The organism is Terrabacter koreensis (genome assembly GCF_054783315.1).
On sequence record NZ_BAAGQU010000005.1, the window covers coordinates 692993 to 711874 of the forward strand.

The following is an 18882-nucleotide window of genomic DNA, read 5'->3' on the forward strand; positions in this document are numbered from 1 at the left end:
CGGTCCCGCCACGCAGACCTGCTCGCACCGGTGGGCGAGACCGACCCCGCGTGGGTCATGATGTGTCGCGATGGAGGGTATCGGGCGATATGAGGTGGTGCGACGTCTCGGCGTCGGCGCTTTCGCGACCGTCTGGTACGGCTGGGACCCCGCGCTCTCGGTGCCGGTCGCGATCAAGGTGCTCGCCGACAACTGGAGCCACGACGCCGACGTGCGTCAGCGGTTCCTCGCCGAGGCGCGGCTGCTCCGCAAGATCTCCGACGACCGCGTGGTGCGCGTCCACGACATCGGCGAGCTGCCCGACGGCCGCCCCTACTTCGTCATGGACCACGCCGACGGCGGCACCCTCGCCGAGCTCGTCGCCGACCGCCCCGACGCGCCTACCGCTCTGCGGCTCGGCGCCGAGTCTGCCCGTGCACTCCACGTCCTGCACGAGAACGGCGTCGTGCACCGCGACGTGAAGCCGAGCAACCTGCTGCTCACCCGGCGCGAGGGCGAGCCCCGCGTCCTCATCGCCGACCTCGGCATGGCCAAGGCCTTGGCGGACTCGTCAGGCATGACCATGACGGTGGGCACGCCGGCCTACATGGCACCCGAACAGGCCCACGGCACAGCAGGTTTCGACCAACGGGCTGACGTCTACGCCACGGCTGCCGTCACCTACGGGCTGCTCACCGGCACGCCGCCGTTCGGCAGCGACTCCGGCATCGCAGGGGTCCTCGCGCGTTCGCCGGAGGCCACGCCGGCGCCGGTCGCCCACGAGATCGGCGCACCCCGCGACCTCGACGTGCTGCTGCGCGAGGCGCTCGCGCACGACCCGGCCCGCCGCCCACGCACCGCGCTCGACCTCGCGGCCCGGCTCGACGGCATACGGGAGCGGATGGAGGCGGGGGAGGCCAGCACGGACACCGACACCGCAAGGGGTTGGACGCCGCGCGCCCTCGCCGGCCTCGGCGTCGCGACGTTCGCCGTGTTCATGGCCGCGACATGGCTGACCCTCCGCCTCCTCGGGTGAGGTGACGGAGGGCCGGCTCGGAAGCGAAAGGGCTCAGTGACCCTGCGGCATCGCCCAGCGGGCGGTCGAGACGCCCTGCTCCTTGGCGCGGTCGAGCGCCTCGGTGATGATCTTCTCGGCGGCCTCGCGGTTGCCCCAGTCGGACGCCTCGACGTGCTTGCCGGGCTCGAGGTCCTTGTAGCGCTCGAAGAAGTGCTGGATCTCGTCGAGCATGAACTTGCTGACGTCGGAGATGTCCTGGACGTCGGCGGTGCGCGGGTCGACCGGCACGCAGAGCACCTTGTCGTCGCCGCCGGCCTCGTCGGTCATGTGGAAGACGCCGATCGGGCGGGCTTCGACGACAACGCCGGGGAAGAGCGGCTCGGGCAGCAGCACGAGTGCGTCCAGCGGGTCGCCGTCCTCGCCGAGGGAGTCCTCGATGTAGCCGTAGTCGGCGGGGTAGGCCATCGGGGTGAAGAGGTAGCGGTCGAGGCGGACACGCCCGGTCTCGTGGTCGATCTCGTACTTGTTGCGCTGTCCGCGCGGGATCTCGATGGTGACGTCGAACTCCACGTCTTCCCCTTCTTCACGGTCTTCGGTAGGCGGCTCGGGTGCCGAGGCACCCGGCGGCGGCTGACAGAATCGTCCGCGACAGTGTGTCAGCAAGGGCGGTCCTCGCGCGAAACGCGACGGACGGCGGACGGGGGTGAGCAGCGTGGCGCGAACGACGCTGCGGCGTGCCCCCCGCTTCACGTATGCCGTCGCCACCGCATGGTCGGTCGTCGCCATCCTGCTCGGGTATGCCGTCCTCGACGTCGCCGACGCGTCCCCGGGCCTGCTCACGCTGCGCCCACTGCCGCCACCCCCGCCGACCGAGTACGTCGCCAAGCGCACCCTGCCGCTCGTGCCGCAGCCCTCGCTGCCGACGTCGGTGGACGCTCCGTTGCCGTCGCTGGTCGGGGATCCGGCGGCGCCGACCCGGGCCGGGGTGGAGCAGGCGCTGGCGCCGGTGCTCGCGCTGTCGGCACTGCGCGACTCCGCCGTCGTCGTCCGTGACGGGCAGACCGGTGCCGTCCTCCTCGACCGGGGCGGCGACCAGCTGCGCATCCCCGCGTCGACGACGAAGCTGCTCTCCGCCGCGGCCATCGGCCGGGCGTTCACCCCCGGCGAGACGCTGCGCACGGTCGTGCGCGAGGGGGACCGCCCCGACCAGATCGTCCTCGTGGCAGGCGGAGACTCGCTGCTCGCACCCGGCAAGGGCGACGCCGAGGCAGTGGCCGGACACGCAGGCCTGCGCGACCTCGCCGAGCAGGTCGCCGCGGCCCTGGCGAAGAGCGGCACGACGGCGGTGACGCTCTACGTCGACGAGACGTACGCCGACGGCCCCACCACCGCCCCCACCTGGAGCCCGACCTTCCGCAGCTCCGGCATCACCGGCGCCGTCGCCATGCTCGGCCTGTCGAGCCAGCGGGCCACCGGCGGCAAGCCCGGCCCGGCCGACCCCGTGGCGGCTGTGCGCAGCCGGTTCGCGCAGCAGCTCGAGGCGCTCGGCGTCGACGTAACGGTCGCGCCGCGCGGCAACGCCCCGGGCACACCGGGCTCGCCCATGCCAATGCCCACGGCCTCGAGTGCCACCACCGGCAGTCCCACGACCCCGCCCGACGCGACGCCCACGGACGGCGCCACGGTCACGGCCACCGCCTCGGCCGCCCGCACCGGCAGCGCCCCGGCCAGCGGCCCCGGCTCGGTGCTCGGCAGCGTCGAGTCGGCGCCGGTTCGCGACCAGCTCGCGCTCGCCCTCACCGACAGCGACAACGCCCTCACCGAGATCCTCGCCCGCCAGGCGGCCTACCGCTCGGGCGCCCGCACCGACTTCGCCGCAGTGGGCGCCTGGGTGGTCACCCAGGTCGCGGCGCTCGGGCTCGCCACCGACGGCGTACGTCTCCTCGACGCGAGCGGGCTCTCCCGCGAGAACCGGGTGCGGGCCGACCTGCTCGCCGACGTGCTCGTGCTCGGCTACGACGGCACCCACCCGGTGCTGAGGCGCGCCCTCGATGGGCTCCCCATCGCCGGGCTCACCGGCACGCTCGCCGAGCGGCTCACCGGCTCCGACCACGCCGCAGCCGGCCGCGCCCGTGCCAAGACCGGCACCCTCACCGGCGCGAACGCCCTGGCCGGAAGCGTCGTCGACGACGACGGTCGGCTGTTGGTCTTCGTGGGTATGGTCGCCGGAGCGGGAACCAACGACGCCCGGGCGGCGTTGGACCGACTGGTAGCGACAGTCGCCTCGTGCGGGTGTCGCTGACAGGCCCACGGGCAGCTCGGGGAGTGCGACCACCACGATGGTCGGGCTCGTGCCCGCAGCCGTCCGCCCCTCCAGACACCACGCGCGAAAGACGACAACGTCCCGGCACGAAAGGGCTGGCATGACCGACACGACCCTCCCAGTGGACGCCGGCCGTCCCGACCCGTCGGGAGGTGCGCCGGCCGCCTACGTCGACTACGAGTTCGCGAAGAAGACCGGCCGCGCCATCGTCAACCCCGGCCCGCAGGTCTCCGGCGACGAGGCCGCAGCCATCGTCGCCGATCTGCGCGAGGCCGCCGCGTCGGCGGTCGCCCCCGTCGCCGAGACGAGCGCGATGACCGCGCCCGACGATGCTCCTGCGCCGCTCGTCGTCGACCGGGTGGGCTGGATCAGCGCCAACGTCGACTCCTTCCGAGCCCTGCTCGAGCCGGTCGTCGACAAGCTCAACGCCTCGAAGAAGGGCCAGACGAGCGCTGCCGCTGCGGCAATCGGTGGCAAGGTCACCGGCGCCGAGATGGGTGGGCTGCTCGCCTTCCTCTCCAGCAAGGTGCTGGGGCAGTACGACCTCGCCCCGGGTGGCACTCCGCGGCTGCTGCTCGTCGCGCCCAACATCGTCGCCACCGAGCGCAAGCTGGCGGTCGACCCGACCGACTTCCGGCGCTGGGTCGCGATGCACGAGGAGACCCACCGCGTGCAGTTCACCGCTGTGCCGTGGCTGCGCGAGCATATGGTCGCCAGCACCCAGGCCCTGGCGGTCGACATGGCGCCGACGCCCGACGACCTCAGCAAGCGCTTCGAGCAGCTGACGAAGAACCTCCCCGAGGTGCTCAGCTCGGGCGAGGGGCTCGGGCAGCTCTTCGCGACTCCCGAGCAGAAGGCGAAGATCGCCGACCTGACCGCCGTCATGTCGCTGCTCGAGGGCCACGCCGACGTCGTCATGGACGCCGTCGGGCCCCGCGTCATCCCGAGCGTCCAGGAGATCCGCCGCAAGTTCGACGAGCGCCGCAACAGCTCGGTCGGCGTCGACCGGCTGCTGCGCAAGCTGCTCGGCCTCGAGGCGAAGATGCGGCAGTACCGAGACGGCGCGGTCTTCGTGCGGGCCGTCACCGACCAGGTGGGCCGTGACGGGTTCAACGCGGTGTGGAGCTCGCCCGACACGCTCCCGCGGGCCTCCGAGATCCTCGAGCCGGACGCCTGGGTGCGTCGGGTCCACGGCTGAGCCGGTGAGGAGCCCGCACGACATGCCCGGCCCCGACCCCGCCGTCGCCGCCACCCGTCTCGCCGTGCGCGAGCACCTCTCCGACGTCCCCGAGGGAGGCGTCGTCCTCGTCGCCTGTTCGGGTGGCCCCGACTCCGTCGCGCTCGCGGCCGCCCTCGCCTTCGAGGCGCCGCGTGCCGGCGTGCGCGGTGGCGCCGTCGTCGTCGACCACGGCCTGCAGGAGGGCTCCGACCAGGTCGCCGCAGACGCTGCAGACCTGTGCCGCGAGCTCGGCCTCGACCCCGTCGAGGTGGTGCGCGCCGACCTGCACACGACGGGCGCCGGCCTCGAGGCCGACGCACGCTCGGCGCGCTACGTCGCCATCGAGGGCGTAGCCGACCGCGCCGGCGCGTCCATGGTGCTCATCGGCCACACCCGCGACGACCAGGCCGAGCAGGTGCTGCTGGGTCTCTCACGCGGCTCCGGGGCCCGCTCCCTCAGCGGTATGCCGGTGCGCCGCGACCGTTTCGTGCGCCCCCTCCTCGCCCTGCCGCGCGCGACGACGCTCGCCGCCTGCGCGGCCTACGGCATCGAGCCGTGGACCGACCCCCACAACAGTGACGACTCCTTCCGGCGGGTGCGGGCCCGGCGCCTGCTCGCGACGCTCGAGTCCGACCTCGGACCCGGTTTCGGGGCGGCCCTCGCCCGCAGCGCCGACCTGCTGCGCGAGGACGCCGACTACCTCGAGAGCCTCGCCATCAAGGCCAGGGCCGAGCTGCCCACCGGGCCGGGCGGCAACGGCGTCGACCTCGATGCCCTGTCGGGGCTGCCGCGGGCGATCCGCACCCGCGTGTGGCGGCTGCTCGCGGCCGAGGCGGGCGCCCCGCTCGCCGACGTCAGCGCCGCCCACGTCGAGTCCCTCGACGCGCTCCTGACGTCGTGGCACGGGCAGGGGCCGCTCCACGTGCCCGGCGGCATCGCGGTGTCACGCACGGCGGGGGCCATCGTCTTCAGCCCTCTCCGCGAGTCGGCCATCGCCTGACCGCCACACGGCATACGGCCCCGTGGAGGCTTGTCGCCGCCAGGGCGACGTCAACCCTCCACGGCGTTCCCGCCCCGCCGAGCCGGTGCGGTTGAATGGACCCGCCCGGAACGACCCCGCACCACCCGCACAGAGGAGCCTTCGTGGACCACGAGCACATGGGAGATGACCTGGCCAAGGTCCTGCTCACCGAGGAGCAGATCCAGACCCGCCTCTCCGAGCTCGCCGCCGACATCTGGAAGGACTACGAGGGCAAGGAGTTCCTGCTCGTGGGCGTCCTCAAGGGCGCGGTCGTCGTGATGGCCGACCTCATGCGCGCCCTGCCCGGCACCGCCCCGATGGACTGGATGGCGGTCTCGTCCTACGGCTCCGGCACGAAGTCCTCGGGCGTCGTGCGCATCCTCAAGGACCTCGACACCGACATCAGCGGCCGCCACGTGCTCATCGTCGAGGACATCATCGACTCCGGCCTGACGCTCTCGTGGATCAAGTCCAACCTCGAGTCGCGCAGCCCGGCCTCGGTCGAGATCTGCACGCTGCTGCGCAAGCCCGACGTCGTCAAGGTCGACATCCCGGTCAAGTACGTCGGCTTCGACATCCCCAACGAGTTCGTCGTCGGCTACGGCCTCGACTACGCGGAGAAGTACCGCAACCTGCGCTGCGTCGGCACCCTCGCACCCCACGTCTACGAATGACCTTCTCGATCGTCGCCCGCCAGGGCGAGGCCTACGGAGTCGCGGTCGCCTCGAAGTTCCTCGCGGTCGGCGCGGTGGTCCCCGCCGCGCGCAGCGGCGTCGGGGCCGTCGCCACGCAGTCGTACGCGCGCGTGGCCTACCTCGACGAGCTGCTCGGCCGCCTCGCCACGGGTGAGGCCGCCGACGAGGCGCTCGCCGCCGCGACGGCCCTCGACGACGGGCGCGAGACGCGTCAGCTCGGGGTGGTCGGCACGGGTTCGGCGGCCACCCACACCGGCTCGGAGTGCAACCCCTGGGCGGGCGGCGTCGCACGCGACGAGGGCGACACGGCATACGCCATCCAGGGCAACATCCTGACCGGTCCCGACGTGGTCGAGGAGATGGAGCGGGCCTGGCACGAGAGCGCCGGCGAGCCGTTCGCCCGGCGTCTGCTGGCGGCCCTCGCCGCCGGTGACGCCGCCGGCGGCGACTCGCGGGGACGCCAGAGCGCGGCCCTGTATGCCGTCGAGCCGGGTTCGGGCTACGACGCGTGCGGGGTGCTCGCCGACCTCCGCGTCGACGACCACGCCGACCCCGTGACCGAGCTGGCGCGCCTGCACGCGGACTGGGAGATGTACTTCGGCAAGCCGGAGGACGTCCAGCCACTCGTCGGCGAGCTCGCCGACGAGGTACGCGAGCGGCTGGCCCGTGCCGGGTTCGTGGCGTCCGGGGCCGACGGCGTCGGGAGCGCCCTCGCCGACTGGGCGGGCAACGCGAACTACGAGGCCCGGCTCAGTCCCGACGGCATCGACCGACGCGTGCTCGAGGCGCTACGCGCCGCCACGACCTGAGTCGAGTGCTCCCTTCCCGACGCACACCCGCGTCGGGAACTGGGCACTCGACTGACTTGCCGCGTCGGGAAGTGAGCACTCGAGGTTGGGTGGGGTCGGCGTGCACGGTGCGTGCTCCCCGCGGACGGGTAGGAGAAGGGGTGGCCGGGTTGGCCGTGCCACCCCGCCATGCGGAACACTGGTAGTCCGCCGGACGTTGAGCCCGGTGGAAAGACTCACCGGACGAGCAGGAGGACCGGGGCGCCCCAGCCCCGCACGTACATGGACGCCAAACGCATTCTGCGCACCCCACTGCTGTGGATCCTGGTCCTCATCAGCGCGCTCGTCTTCGGCATGATGTTCTCCGAGTCCGGGCCGCCCCGGATCGACACGTCGGCTGCCATGAAGCAGATCACCGACGGCAACGTCGAGTCGGCCAAGCTGCTCAACAACGAGCGCATGGAGCTGACCCTCAAGACGCCCTACACCTCGCCCGACGGCACGGTGAAGGACGCGAAGTCGGTCTACGCCTTCTACGTCGAGGCCCGCGGCAAGGACGTCGTCGACGCGCTCAACGCCAAGCCGCCGACGAAGGGCGTCGACGACCAGATCGACGAGCCGAGCTGGTTCGGCTCGCTGCTCTTCTCGATCCTGCCGATCATCATCATCCTCGGCCTCTTCTGGTTCCTCATGGGCCAGATGCAGGGCGGTGGCAACCGGGTCATGCAGTTCGGCAAGTCGCGGGCCAAGCTGGCGACCAAGGACACCCCCAAGGTCACCTTCGCCGACGTCGCCGGCTGCGACGAGGCCATCGAGGAGCTGCAGGAGATCAAGGAGTTCCTCCAGGAGCCGGCGAAGTTCCTTGCCGTCGGCGCCAAGATCCCCAAGGGCGTGCTGCTCTACGGCCAGCCGGGCACCGGCAAGACGCTGCTGGCCCGCGCCGTCGCAGGTGAGGCCGGCGTGCCGTTCTACTCGATCTCGGGCTCCGACTTCGTCGAGATGTTCGTCGGTGTCGGTGCGAGCCGCGTGCGCGACCTCTTCGAGCAGGCCAAGGCCAACGCGCCGGCCATCGTCTTCGTCGACGAGATCGACGCCGTCGGCCGCCACCGCGGCGCCGGCATGGGCGGCGGTCACGACGAGCGCGAGCAGACCCTCAACCAGCTGCTCGTCGAGATGGACGGCTTCGACGTCAAGACGAACGTCATCCTCATCGCGGCGACCAACCGCCCCGACATCCTCGACCCGGCGCTGCTGCGTCCCGGCCGCTTCGACCGCCAGATCGCCGTCGACGCGCCCGACATGATCGGCCGCCACCGCATCCTCGAGGTGCATGCCCAGGGCAAGCCCGTCACGGCCGATGTCGACCTGCTGGCTGTCGCCCGCCGCACGCCCGGCTTCACCGGTGCCGACCTCGCGAACGTGCTCAACGAGGCCGCCCTGCTGACGGCCCGCAGCGACAAGAAGGTCATCGACAACGTCGCCCTCGACGAGGCGATCGACCGCGTCATCGCCGGACCGCAGAAGCGCACCCGCATCATGTCGGCCAAGGAGCGCAAGATCACCGCGTACCACGAGGGTGGTCACGCGCTCGTCGCCGCGGCGCTCAACCACACCGACCCGGTGACGAAGGTGACGATCCTGCCGCGCGGCCGGGCCCTCGGCTACACGATGGTCATGCCGATCGACGACAAGTACTCCACGACGCGCAACGAGATCCTCGACCAGCTCGCGTACGCCCTCGGTGGCCGCGTCGCCGAGGAGATCGTCTTCCACGAGCCGACCACCGGTGCCAGCAACGACATCGAGAAGGCCACCGGGATGGCGCGCAAGATGGTCACCGAGTTCGGCATGTCCGAGCGGGTGGGCGCGATCAAGCTGGGCCAGAGCACGGGCGAGGTCTTCCTCGGTCGCGACATGGGGCACCAGCGTGACTACTCCGAGGAGGTCGCGCGCATCGTCGACGAAGAGGTCCGCGCCCTCATCGACGCGGCCCACGACGAGGCGTACGCCGCCCTCAACGCCAACCGCGACCTGCTCGACCACCTCGTCCTCGAGCTGCTCGAGAAGGAGACGCTCAACGTCCACGAGCTCGCCGAGCTCTTCAAGCCGGTCGTGAAGCAGCCGCCCCGCCCGACCTGGCTGTCGTCGCAGACGCGCCAGCTGAGCGACCGCCCGCCGGTGCTCACGCCGGCCGAGATCGCGGCGAGCCAGAACGGTGCCGGCGGCCAGAACGGCCACCTGCCCCCGCCGGTCCCGGCCGACAAGGTCATCGAGGAGCAGATCGACGAGGCCGCCTCGGTCGGTGCGCACCCGCTGGCCGAGGAGCACCCGCCGGAGCAGGTCATCGAGGTGCCCGACGACCAGCCGGTGAACCCGGGCGAGAAGGGCTGAGCGTGGCCATCGACCACGCGCGGGCCGAGGCCGCGGTTCGCGAGCTGCTGCTCGCCATCGGCGAGGATCCCGACCGTGAGGGACTGCGCGACACGCCTGCTCGTGTCGCGCGGTCCTACTCCGAGATCTTCGCCGGCCTCGAGATGACGGCCCAGGACGTCCTCAGCACGACCTTCTCGATCGACCACGAAGAGCTCGTCATCGTGCGCGACATCGAGCTCTACAGCACGTGCGAGCACCACCTGGTGCCCTTCCACGGCGTCGCCCACGTCGGCTACATCCCCGACAAGGACGGCCGGGTCACGGGCCTGTCGAAGCTCGCCCGGCTCGTCGAGGTGTTCGCCCGCCGCCCGCAGGTGCAGGAGCGGCTGACCTCGCAGATCGCCGACGCGCTCGTCGAGCACCTGTCGGTGCGCGGCGTCATCGTCGTCATCCAGGCCGAGCACCTCTGCATGTCGATGCGCGGCATCCGCAAGCCGGGAGCGAGCACGATCACCTCGGCGGTGCGCGGCCAGCTGCGCGACGGGGCCACTCGAGCGGAGGCCATGGCACTCATGCTCGAGGGCAACAAGTGAACGCAGCCGAGGTCAGCGCAGCGCTCCTCGGCGAGCGCGAACGCACCCTCGTCATGGGGGTCGTCAACGTCACCCCCGACTCGTTCTCCGACGGCGGGGAGTGGTTCGAGCAGGACGCCGCCGTCGCGCACGGCCGCGAGGTGCTGGCTGCGGGCGCCGACATCGTCGACGTCGGAGGGGAGTCCACGCGACCGGGTGCCGAGCGCCCCTCCGTCGAGGAGGAGCTGCGCCGCGTCGTGCCCGTCGTCACCGCTCTCGCCGCCGAGGGCGCCGTCATCTCGGTCGACACGATGCGCGCCGCGGTGGCACGCGCGGCCGTCGATGCCGGTGCCACGATCGTCAACGACGTCTCCGGTGGACTGGCCGACCCCGAGATGGTGCCCTGGGTGGCCGCCGACCGGCTGCCCTTCATCGCAATGCACTGGCGGGGCCACAGCACGAGCATGCAGTCGCGGGCCCACTACGACGACGTCGTCGACGACGTGTGCCGCGAGCTCGCCGAGCGCCGAGACGCCCTGCTGCGTGGAGGCATCGAGGCGCACAACCTCGTGCTCGACCCGGGGCTCGGCTTCGCCAAGAACGCCGACCACAACTGGGCCCTCATGGCGGCGCTACCGGCGCTCCAAGACCTGGGTCACCCCGTCCTGCTCGGCGCGTCGCGCAAGACGTTCCTCGGACGCCTCGGCCGCGGCGGCGACGAGGCTCCCCGCCCGGCTGCCGAGCGCGACGTCGAGACGACGGCCACCTCGGTGATGGCGGCGATGGCGGGTCTGTGGTGCGTACGCGTGCACGACGTCGCCTCGACCGTGCGTGCCCTCTCGGTCGTGCAGGCCGCCCTCGACCACGCCCCGGCCGACCCGCCGGACCACCTGGAGGACACCGACTGATGGTCGACCGCATCGTGCTGCAGGGCGTCTCCGCCCGCGGCAACCACGGCGTGCTCGACGTCGAGAAGCGCGACGGCCAGACGTTCGTCGTCGACGTGACGATGGTCATCGACCTCGAGCCGGCCGGGCGCACCGACGCCCTCGCCGCCACCGTCAACTACGCCGACGTCGCCGCCGACGTGGTCGCCCGCATCACCGGGCCCTCCTTCGACCTCATCGAACGGCTCGCCGAGGTCATCGCCGACGACGTGCTGCGCCACGACCTCGTCGACCGGGTCGAGGTCGTCGTGCACAAGCCCGAGGCGCCCGTGGGGCAGCCCTTCACCGACGTCCAGGTGCGCATCGAACGCACCAACGCGGCCCACGTCGTCATCGCGCTCGGCACCAACCTCGGCGACCGCGGCCAGACCCTCGTCGATGCCGTCGCCTCGCTCACCGCGCTGCCGGGCCTCACCGTGACGGCCGTCTCCGACATCGTCGCGACCGACCCGGTCGGCGGCCCCGAGCAGCCGGAGTACCTCAACGCGGTCGTCGTGGCACGCTCGCTGCTGCACCCGCACGACCTGCTGGCCGAGCTGCACCGCATCGAGGCCGACCACGGCCGCACCCGCGAAACCCGTTGGGGTGCAAGGACCCTCGACCTCGACCTGGTCCAGTACGGCCAGCCAGGCGGTCACCGCGAGGTCGTCGACGACGACCCCGAGCTCACCCTTCCGCACCCTCGTGCCCACGAGCGCGCCTTCGTGCTCGTGCCGTGGAACGACGCCGACCCGAGGGCCACGCTGCGCATCGCACCCGGCGCGGACGGCATACGTCGGGTGGCGGACCTCCTGGCCGACCTCGACCGATCGGGTGTGCGCCCCGGTCCCCCCTGGGAGCAGCAGTGAGACCACACTCCGGCGTGCGCGCCACGACCCTCGTGCTCGCGGCCGTCGCCATGACGGTGCTCGTCTGGCTCGTGCTGCGGCTGATGTCGTCCGGCGGCAGCTCCGTGCCCGAGCCGGGCTGGGTCGGGGCGGTTGCCATGCTCTTCCTCGGCGGCGGCCTGCTGGTCGCCGGGTGGCAGGTGCGCAAGGTGCGTGACGGCGCGCCGAACCCCGCGATCACGCCGCTCAGGGCCGCCCGCACGCTCGTGCTCGGGCAGGCCGGGGCGCTCACCGGCTCGGTGCTGGTCGGCTGGTACCTCGCCAACGTGCTCGTGCTGCTGCCCGACGCCGACGTCGAGTCCCAGCGCGGCCGCATCTGGCCGTTCCTGGTGCACGCTGCCGTCGCCGTGCTGCTGGCCGCCGCGGGGATGCTCGTGCAGGCCTGGTGCCGGCTGCGACCACGCGACGACGAGGACGACGACCCCGACCGCGCCTGAGCGCAACGAACCGCCTCCGTCCGGTGTCATCCATGACATGGGACCTCTGGGGGCACGTGCAGGGACGACCGGGCGCACCCGTCGGTGGGCCGTCACGCTGGCGCTCGGCGCGGGCCTGCTCGCCGGCTGTGGGTCCGCAGTGGCGCCGGGTAGCCCGGGCGGCTCTGGCGGCCCGGGTGGCTCAGACGCCGTGACGAGCGTCCCGGTGCGGGACGGCCTGGGCACGGCCCCGGCGCCCCCGGGCACGGCGTTCGTGCCGGTCCGCCCCCCGTCGGCGGAGTTCGCCGAGCGTGCGAGGGTCGTCGCCGAGGCGGTGCGTCGCGCCGGGCTGCCCGTGCCCCCGACCGGACCCGTGCTCCTCTCGAGCTGGGCCCTGGACGAGGGCTTCGAGACGAGCGAGCAGAAGATCGCCTGGATGTACGGCCACGTCACCTTCGCTCCCGGCGTCGACCGGGCTGCGGCGGGCAGCGGGACCGTGCGGCTCCCTGACGGCGGCAGCCGTCCCGTCGACCTCGTCGCCGTGCGCCCTGCCCTCGACCGCGCCCTCGACGGCGCGCTCGCCGGCCCGAAGCCCTGTGACGGCGTCCCGGCCGACTCGTGCCGGCTCGTCGTGTCCAGGGCGGTGCTCGCCGAGGCGAAGGTGCGCACCACCCAGGGCGACGCGACGGTCCCCGTCTGGCGGTTGACCATCCAGGGCCTCCCGCACACCATCTCGGTCATCGCGGTCGCGGACGGGGTGTTCACCCGCCCGCAGCCGCAGGACCCGCTGCCGGGCCTGCCGAGCCCGCCGGACGGGGTGCGGGGCATGGACTCGCTGAGGCGCGTCGACGGCGCGACGATCGAGGTCGGCATTGCCGGGGGCGGCTGCGACGAGGGCCTCGTCGCGCACGTCGTCGAGCTGGACGACATGGTGGTCGTCGGCGGCACCACACCCCCGCTGCCCAAGGGCACGGCGTGCACGGCCGACTACGCGTCGCTCCCGGCCCGCGTGCAGCTGGCGAAGCCGTTGGGCTCGCGGCCCGTCATCGACGTCGTGTCCGGTCGGCCCAGGGTGGCCGGCGTGCCCGCCTTCTGACGACGCCCCTCAGGTGGTGCCGGTGACGGTGGCCGTCGACGAGGGCACGGGCTCGGTGGTCGAGGTGGGCGGCTGGGGCGGGCCGTCGGGCGTCGTCGTGCGGGTCGGCCAGGGGGGCGGCACCGTGTCGACGGTGTCCTCGTCCGAGCAGGCCGCGGCGAGCGTGACGGAGGCGGTGATGACCGTGACGGCTGCGGCACGTAGGACGGTCGCGCGGGTGACCCGGCGCGACGGCATACGCGAGGGGAAGGGGTCCGGCACGACGCCCCTCACTTGTCCACGTCGCCGACGACGAAGAACATCGAGCCGAGGATCGCGACCATGTCGGCGATGAGCTGGCCGGGCAGCATCTCCGAGAGCACGCTGACGTTGTTGAACGACGCGGAGCGCAGCTTGAGCCGCCACGGCGTCTTCTCGCCGCGCGAGACGAGGTAGTAGCCGTTGAAGCCGAGGGGGTTCTCGGTGGCGCAGTAGATCTGGCCCTCGGGGACCTTGAGCACCTTGGGCAGCTTGACGTTGATCGGTCCCTGCGGCAGCTGGACGAGCCGGTCGAGGCAGGCCTGCGCGAGGTCGAGCGAGACGTGCACCTGCTCGAGCAGCACCTCGAGGCGCGCGAGGCAGTCGCCGGCGGAGCGGGTGACGACGCGCCCCGGACCCTTGTCGCCGAAGAGCTCGCCGTAGGCGAGGTAGGGCGCGTCGCGGCGCAGGTCGACGTCGAGGCCGCTCGCCCGCGCGATCGGGCCCGAGACGCCGTACGCCCGGACGGTCTCGAGCGGGAGCACCCCGACGCCGCGGGTGCGAGCCTCGAGGATCTCGTTGCCGACGATGAGGCGCTCGAGCGAGGGAAGCCGCTTGCGCACGTTGGCGATCGCCTTGTCGACCCGGCCCATCCAGCCGGCCGGCAGGTCCTCCTTCAGGCCGCCGACGCGGTTGAACATGTAGTGCATGCGGCCGCCCGAGACCTCCTCCATCACGGCCTGGAGCTCCTCGCGCTCGCGGAACGCGTGGAAGACCGGCGTGATCGCGCCGAGCTCGAGCGGGTAGCTGCCGAGGAACATCAGGTGGTTGAGCACGCGGTTGAGCTCGGCGAGCGCGGTGCGCGCCCAGACGGCTCGCTCGGGCACCTCCATGCCGAGCATCTGCTCGACGCCGAGCACGACGCCGAGCTCGTTGCTGAAGGCGCTGAGCCAGTCGTGCCGGTTGGCGAGCACGATGATCTGGCGGTAGTCGCGCACCTCGAAGAGCTTCTCGGCGCCGCGGTGCATGTAGCCGATGACCGGCTCGGCGCTGACGATGCGCTCGCCGTCGACGACGATGCGCAGGCGCAGCACGCCGTGCGTGGCCGGGTGCTGCGGGCCGATGTTGAGCACCATGTCGGCGGTCGCGAGCCCGCCCGCGCCGACACCGACCGTCAGGGCACGCTCGCGCGAGGACGCCGTCGGCGTCGTCGGGGTCGCCGGCGTCGTCGTCTCGCTCACGGAGTCGACCCTACGTGGCTCATGCGCCCGAGTATGCCGTGAGCCCCGTTCCGCACGTCACCCGGCGTAGCGTCGGTGCGGCGACCGCACCCGCCTCGAGGAGACGACATGAGCGAGCTGAGCGGGGTCAGGCCGGTCAGGGGCGGCGGTCCGCTTCGCGGCTGCGGAGCACGAGGTAGCCGGCGAGCCCGAGCAGCAGGACCGTCGACACGACCGTGAGCAGGATCGGCACGAGCAGCGAGCCGCGGGCGGCCGCCTGCTCCTCGGTGTCGACCGGGCGCACGTGCACGGTGGCGGGGGCGGTCGCCGTGGACCCGTCGAGCCCGACCGTCGCGTGGAACGAGAACGTGCCGCTCACCGGGTGCCCGTCTCCCGAGGTGACGCGGTAGGTCACCGTGTAGTCGCCGCCGGGTGCGTCGGGCGCGACGGCCTGTGTGACGTCCCGCCCGGTGACCGTCGGGGCGCCCGACGAGACCGCGCCGGAGGGCCCGGTGACGACCACCTGGGCGCCGATCGCGAGGGGGTCCTCGGAGAACGTGAGCACCACCGAGGCAGGCATCGTCGAGACCGTCGTGCCGTCGGCGGGGTTCGTCCGCTCGAGCACGTCGTGCGCCAGGGCGGTGGTGGGCACCGCGACGAGGAGTCCGAGGGCGAGCAGCGCGGAGGCGAGACGACGCATGCGGTCAGGGTACGTCGGGCCCGTTCACGCGCTTGAGCGCCCACCAGAAGTCCCCGAACCCACCGCGCCGGGCGAGCTCGGCCTCGGCGCCTGCGCGCTCCAGGGCGCGGAGGTAGCCGAGCGGGTCGGTGCCGGCGAGGGCGTGGTCGGGCCGGGCGCCGGTGAGGCCCAGTGAACGCAGCAGGTCGCGCTGCCGGTGCAGCTCGTCGGCGTCGAGCGTGTCCATCGCGACGTGGGCCGTGAGGTCGCACGAGCCGTCGGGCACGCGGTGGGTCAGCCCGCCCCTCGCGTATGCCGTCAGCGTCCCCTCGTGCGGCCGCTCGGTCGCGGTGTGGCCGTAGTCCACGGCCACGAGAGTGCCCGAGGTGACCCGGGCGACGAGGTCGGCCCACGCCCGGTCGCGGGACCGTCCCACCTCGACCCGGTCGCCCGGTGCGGCGTCGGGCCAGTGGTCCCGGGCCCACCGCGCGTCGGCGTCGGTCAGCGGGCCGCCGGGTGACTCGTCGCCGGTCGTGGGGTGGACGAGGACCTCGCGCAGCACGCCGCTCGCGTCCACCTCGGCCACGGTGCACGGCACGACGTCGAGCCACTCGTGGGCGACGACGAGCGCATCCTCCAGCCCGTGGACCTCGGCAGGCAGGTCGGCGCCTCCGGGGGACCTCAGCCACTCGACGCGGGGGTCGAGGCCGTCCGGGCGGTCCACGACGTCGACGGCGACGACGCGCACGCCGTCGCCCTCCACTCGCGCGCGTCGAGGTGGCTCGTCGCGACCCGGCGCGACGGCATACCCCGGCTCGGCGGCCTCGGCGAAGGCGGCGACGAGGTGCGTCGCCAGCTCGCCCCGGCCGGCGCCGACGTCGACGACGACCGACGGCAGCGGGTCGCCGTGGCGCGCCTGCCAGAGGCGCAGGAGAACCTCGGCCAGCACGCGCCCGGTCGGACCGTGCGCTGCCGTCGTGAAGTGCGCCGCCGGCCCACCGCGCGCGACGTAGAAACCGCGCCCGGCGGCATACAGGGCGTCGTGCCACGCGTCGTGCCACGGAACGGGATCCACGCCTCCGGACTGTAGGCGATAGCGTGCCGTGGGTGAGCACCCCGCACGACCGCCCCGCGCGCTTCGACGTCGGCATCGTCGGGGCAGGGCGCGTCGGCGCAGTGCTCGGCGCGGCGCTCGTGCGGGCCGGCCACGTCGTCACGGGCGTCTCGGCAGTCAGCGAGGCCAGTCTCGAGCGGGCCGCCACCCTGTTGCCGGGCGTGCCGGTGAAGCCCATCCCCGAGGTCGTGTCGGGCGCACACCTCGTCGTGCTCGCGGTTCCCGACGACGCCCTCGAGCCGCTCGTCGCCGGACTCAGCTCGACAGGCACCTTCACCCCCGGCCAGCTCGTCATGCACACGTCCGGCGCACACGGCATCTCCGTCTTCGAGGCGGCCGCACCGAGCGACATCATCCCGCTCGCCCTCCACCCGGCCATGACGTTCACCGGCACGGCCCTGGACCTCGAGCGGCTCGGCGGCTGCTGCTTCGGCGTCACCACCGTCGACCTCGCGCGGCCGGTCGGCGAGGCGCTCGTGATCGAGATGGGCGGCGAGCCCGTGTGGGTCGCCGAGGACGACCGCGTCACCTACCACGCGGCCCTCGCCCACGGCGCCAACCACCTCGTCACCCTCGTGGCCCAGGCGATGCAGCTGCTCGGCGAGACCGGCATCGAGGACCCGGCCCGCCTGCTCGAGCCGCTCCTCACGGCGGCGCTCGCCAACACCCTGCAGCGGGGTGACGCAGCCCTCACCGGTCCGGTGGCGCGCGGCGATGCCGGTACCGTTGCCGGGCACGTCGCGATGCTGCGCAAGGTCGCACCGGACATCCACCCGACCTACCTCGCGCTGGCCCGGGCGACGGCACAGCGGGCCCTGCTCAGCGGGCGCCTTCGTGCGTCCGCCGCCGGCCCGCTGCTCGAGCTGCTGGCGCACGAGGAGGAGCAACCGTGACACGACCTGCGGCACCCACCGCACCCACCGCACTCTCGACACCCGTGGTGGCCCGGACCCGCGACGAGCTGCGCGAGGCCCGCGCGGCGCTCGACGACGGCGACGTCGCCGTCGTCATGACGATGGGGGCGCTCCACGAGGGGCACGCGACGCTCATCCACACGGCCCGCGAGAAGCACGCGCACGTCGTCGTGACGATCTTCCTCAACCCGCTCCAGTTCGGGCCCAAGGAGGACCTCTCGCGCTACCCGCGCACCTTCGACGCCGACCTCGAGATCTGCACCGCCGCGGGTGTCGACCTCGTCTTCGCCCCGACGCCCGACGTCATCTACCCCGACGGCGACCCCGGCGTGCGCGTCTCGGCCGGCCCGCTCGGCGACGTGCTCGAGGGCCAGGCCCGGCCGGGCCACTTCGACGGGATGCTCACCGTGGTCGGCAAGCTCATGCACCTCACGCGGTGCAACGCGGCCTACTTCGGGCAGAAGGACGCCCAGCAGCTGCTCCTCATCCGGCGAATGTGCCGCGACCTCGACTTCCCGGTGCAGGTCGTGTCGGTGCCGACCGTCCGTGAGCCCGACGGCCTGGCGATGTCGAGCCGCAACACCTACCTCACGCAGTCCGACCGCGAGACGGCGCTGTGCCTGTCGGCGGCCCTGCGGGCGGGTGCCGCGGCCGCGGCCGAGGGGCCGTCGGCCGTGCGCCGGGCGGCCCGGGCGGTGCTGGTGCGCGAGCCGCTCGCCCTCATCGACTACCTCGTGCTCGTGCACCCCGACACCCTCGAGGACGTGCCCGAGTGGTACCGGGGCGAGGCGCTCCTCGCCGTGGCGGGCCGCGTCGGCACGACCCGCCTCATCGACAACCTGCCCGTGCTCGTCGGCCCCGACGGTGGGGCGCTCGAGACCTTCACGCAGACCTGAGTTCTTCACACCCGCAACGTCTTTCACCCTCCAAGGAAGTCCAGACCGTGCAGCGCTTCATGCTCCACTCGAAGATCCACCGAGCCAAGGTGACCCAGGCCGACCTGCACTACGTCGGGTCGCTCACCATCGACCGCGACCTGCTCGACGCGGCCGACCTGTGGCCGGGTCAGCAGGTCGACGTCGTCGACGTCGACAACGGCAACCGGCTCACGACGTACGCCATCGAGGGCGAGCGAGGCTCGGGCATCGTCTGCATCAACGGCGCTGCGGCGCGGCTCATCTCGCCCGGTGACACCGTCATCATCATCGCGTACGCCGCCATGGACGACGCCGAGGCGCGTACCTTCGAGCCGCAGGTCGTCTTCGTCGACGACCACAACCGCGTCGTCGAGGTGGGGCACGATGCGGGGGACGTCCCCGACGGCTTCGGCCTCCTGACGTCCGCCGTCACCGAGCGCCACCACGACTACCAGGACTGAGAGGCC

20 protein-coding genes are annotated in these 18882 nt (G+C 72.9%); 15 read left to right on the forward strand and 5 right to left on the reverse strand.

The window, feature by feature from the left end; all coding sequences use genetic code 11:
* Window positions 1–70: 70 nt before the first annotated feature.
* Complete coding sequence (locus tag ACYVNR_RS15470) at window positions 71–1015, forward strand: serine/threonine-protein kinase (RefSeq protein WP_461049145.1); 945 nt, start codon at window positions 71–73, stop codon at window positions 1013–1015.
* A gap of 33 nt (window positions 1016–1048) precedes the next feature.
* Here ACYVNR_RS15470 and ACYVNR_RS15475 read toward each other — a convergent pair whose 3' ends face one another.
* Window positions 1049–1567: an inorganic diphosphatase gene (locus tag ACYVNR_RS15475; protein ID WP_461049147.1), complete on the reverse strand. Its 519-nt coding sequence runs from the start codon at window positions 1565–1567 to the stop codon at window positions 1049–1051.
* A gap of 142 nt (window positions 1568–1709) precedes the next feature.
* Here ACYVNR_RS15475 and ACYVNR_RS15480 point away from each other — a divergent pair, with 142 nt between their 5' ends.
* The 11 genes from ACYVNR_RS15480 (at window position 1710) to ACYVNR_RS15530 (ending at window position 13334) form a co-directional block, all read left to right on the forward strand.
* Window positions 1710–3299, forward strand: coding sequence for a D-alanyl-D-alanine carboxypeptidase/D-alanyl-D-alanine-endopeptidase (locus tag ACYVNR_RS15480; protein ID WP_461049149.1), 1590 nt, complete (start codon window positions 1710–1712; stop codon window positions 3297–3299).
* Between the two features lie 121 nt (window positions 3300–3420).
* Entirely contained in the window at window positions 3421–4518 is a 1098-nt protein-coding gene (locus ACYVNR_RS15485; RefSeq protein ID WP_458801758.1) for a zinc-dependent metalloprotease, read from the forward strand.
* 22 nt (window positions 4519–4540) lie between these two features.
* A complete protein-coding gene (tilS, locus tag ACYVNR_RS15490) occupies window positions 4541–5539 on the forward strand; it encodes a tRNA lysidine(34) synthetase TilS (protein WP_045187194.1) in 999 nt (332 codons plus the stop codon).
* Between the two features lie 143 nt (window positions 5540–5682).
* On the forward strand, window positions 5683–6234 hold the full coding sequence (gene hpt / locus ACYVNR_RS15495; RefSeq protein WP_045187192.1) for a hypoxanthine phosphoribosyltransferase: 552 nt from the start codon (window positions 5683–5685) through the stop codon (window positions 6232–6234).
* Entirely contained in the window at window positions 6231–7064 is an 834-nt protein-coding gene (locus tag ACYVNR_RS15500) for a DUF1028 domain-containing protein (protein WP_461049152.1), read from the forward strand. Before hpt ends, ACYVNR_RS15500 begins: the two co-directional genes overlap by 4 nt.
* 261 nt (window positions 7065–7325) lie before the next feature.
* Window positions 7326–9434, forward strand: a complete 2109-nt coding sequence (ftsH, locus tag ACYVNR_RS15505) for an ATP-dependent zinc metalloprotease FtsH (RefSeq protein ID WP_045187188.1) — start codon at window positions 7326–7328, stop codon at window positions 9432–9434.
* Between the two features lie 2 nt (window positions 9435–9436).
* Window positions 9437–10009: a GTP cyclohydrolase I FolE gene (gene folE / locus ACYVNR_RS15510; protein WP_045187185.1), complete on the forward strand. Its 573-nt coding sequence runs from the start codon at window positions 9437–9439 to the stop codon at window positions 10007–10009.
* 53 nt (window positions 10010–10062) lie between these two features.
* Window positions 10063–10896 (forward strand): dihydropteroate synthase, encoded by an 834-nt coding sequence (folP, locus tag ACYVNR_RS15515; protein ID WP_461049396.1) that lies wholly within the window; start codon window positions 10063–10065, stop codon window positions 10894–10896.
* Window positions 10896–11783: a 2-amino-4-hydroxy-6-hydroxymethyldihydropteridine diphosphokinase gene (folK, locus tag ACYVNR_RS15520; protein WP_461049154.1), complete on the forward strand. Its 888-nt coding sequence runs from the start codon at window positions 10896–10898 to the stop codon at window positions 11781–11783. The genes folP and folK overlap by 1 nt, the downstream gene beginning before the upstream one ends.
* Window positions 11784–11797: 14 nt before the next feature.
* Window positions 11798–12259, forward strand: coding sequence for a DUF3180 domain-containing protein (locus ACYVNR_RS15525; protein WP_461049156.1), 462 nt, complete (start codon window positions 11798–11800; stop codon window positions 12257–12259).
* Window positions 12260–12449: 190 nt separating this feature from the next.
* Window positions 12450–13334, forward strand: coding sequence for a hypothetical protein (locus ACYVNR_RS15530; RefSeq protein ID WP_461049158.1), 885 nt, complete (start codon window positions 12450–12452; stop codon window positions 13332–13334).
* A gap of 9 nt (window positions 13335–13343) precedes the next feature.
* Here the strand turns inward: ACYVNR_RS15530 and ACYVNR_RS15535 are convergent, their stop codons facing one another.
* The 4 genes from ACYVNR_RS15535 to ACYVNR_RS15550 all read right to left on the reverse strand — a co-directional run bounded on the left by ACYVNR_RS15535 (window position 13344) and on the right by ACYVNR_RS15550 (window position 16545).
* Window positions 13344–13595 carry a hypothetical protein gene (locus ACYVNR_RS15535; protein WP_461049160.1) on the reverse strand — a complete coding sequence of 84 codons (252 nt, stop codon included), beginning with the start codon at window positions 13593–13595 and terminating at the stop codon, window positions 13344–13346.
* Window positions 13596–13603: 8 nt separating this feature from the next.
* Window positions 13604–14707, reverse strand: a complete 1104-nt coding sequence (locus tag ACYVNR_RS15540) for an NADH-quinone oxidoreductase subunit D (RefSeq protein ID WP_458801862.1) — start codon at window positions 14705–14707, stop codon at window positions 13604–13606.
* A 241-nt stretch (window positions 14708–14948) separates the two neighbouring features.
* Window positions 14949–15491, reverse strand: coding sequence for a copper resistance CopC family protein (locus ACYVNR_RS15545; protein WP_461049162.1), 543 nt, complete (start codon window positions 15489–15491; stop codon window positions 14949–14951).
* A 4-nt stretch (window positions 15492–15495) separates the two neighbouring features.
* A complete protein-coding gene (locus tag ACYVNR_RS15550) occupies window positions 15496–16545 on the reverse strand; it encodes an SAM-dependent methyltransferase (RefSeq protein ID WP_461049164.1) in 1050 nt (349 codons plus the stop codon).
* Window positions 16546–16568: 23 nt separating this feature from the next.
* Here ACYVNR_RS15550 and ACYVNR_RS15555 point away from each other — a divergent pair, with 23 nt between their 5' ends.
* From ACYVNR_RS15555 to panD, 3 genes are read left to right on the forward strand one after another with little or no spacing between them, the layout of a single operon-like run.
* Complete coding sequence (locus ACYVNR_RS15555; RefSeq protein ID WP_461049166.1) at window positions 16569–17477, forward strand: Rossmann-like and DUF2520 domain-containing protein; 909 nt, start codon at window positions 16569–16571, stop codon at window positions 17475–17477.
* Complete coding sequence (gene panC / locus ACYVNR_RS15560) at window positions 17474–18394, forward strand: pantoate--beta-alanine ligase (protein WP_461049168.1); 921 nt, start codon at window positions 17474–17476, stop codon at window positions 18392–18394. The genes ACYVNR_RS15555 and panC overlap by 4 nt, the downstream gene beginning before the upstream one ends.
* Window positions 18395–18441: 47 nt before the next feature.
* Window positions 18442–18876, forward strand: coding sequence for an aspartate 1-decarboxylase (gene panD, locus ACYVNR_RS15565; protein ID WP_045187163.1), 435 nt, complete (start codon window positions 18442–18444; stop codon window positions 18874–18876).
* The last annotated feature ends 6 nt before the right edge of the window (window positions 18877–18882 follow it).

Coding starts and splice junctions, on each gene's coding strand:
- ACYVNR_RS15470 (WP_461049145.1), top strand. CDS start 71: ATGGAGGGTATCGGGCGATATGAGGTGGTGCGACGTCTCGGCGTCGGC.
- ACYVNR_RS15540 (WP_458801862.1), bottom strand. CDS start 14,707: ATGGTGCTCAACATCGGCCCGCAGCACCCGGCCACGCACGGCGTGCTG.
- folK (WP_461049154.1), top strand. CDS start 10,896: ATGGTCGACCGCATCGTGCTGCAGGGCGTCTCCGCCCGCGGCAACCAC.
- tilS (WP_045187194.1), top strand. CDS start 4,541: ATGCCCGGCCCCGACCCCGCCGTCGCCGCCACCCGTCTCGCCGTGCGC.
- folP (WP_461049396.1), top strand. CDS start 10,063: ATGGGGGTCGTCAACGTCACCCCCGACTCGTTCTCCGACGGCGGGGAG.
- ACYVNR_RS15545 (WP_461049162.1), bottom strand. CDS start 15,491: ATGCGTCGTCTCGCCTCCGCGCTGCTCGCCCTCGGACTCCTCGTCGCG.
- ACYVNR_RS15500 (WP_461049152.1), top strand. CDS start 6,231: ATGACCTTCTCGATCGTCGCCCGCCAGGGCGAGGCCTACGGAGTCGCG.
- ftsH (WP_045187188.1), top strand. CDS start 7,326: ATGGACGCCAAACGCATTCTGCGCACCCCACTGCTGTGGATCCTGGTC.
- ACYVNR_RS15485 (WP_458801758.1), top strand. CDS start 3,421: ATGACCGACACGACCCTCCCAGTGGACGCCGGCCGTCCCGACCCGTCG.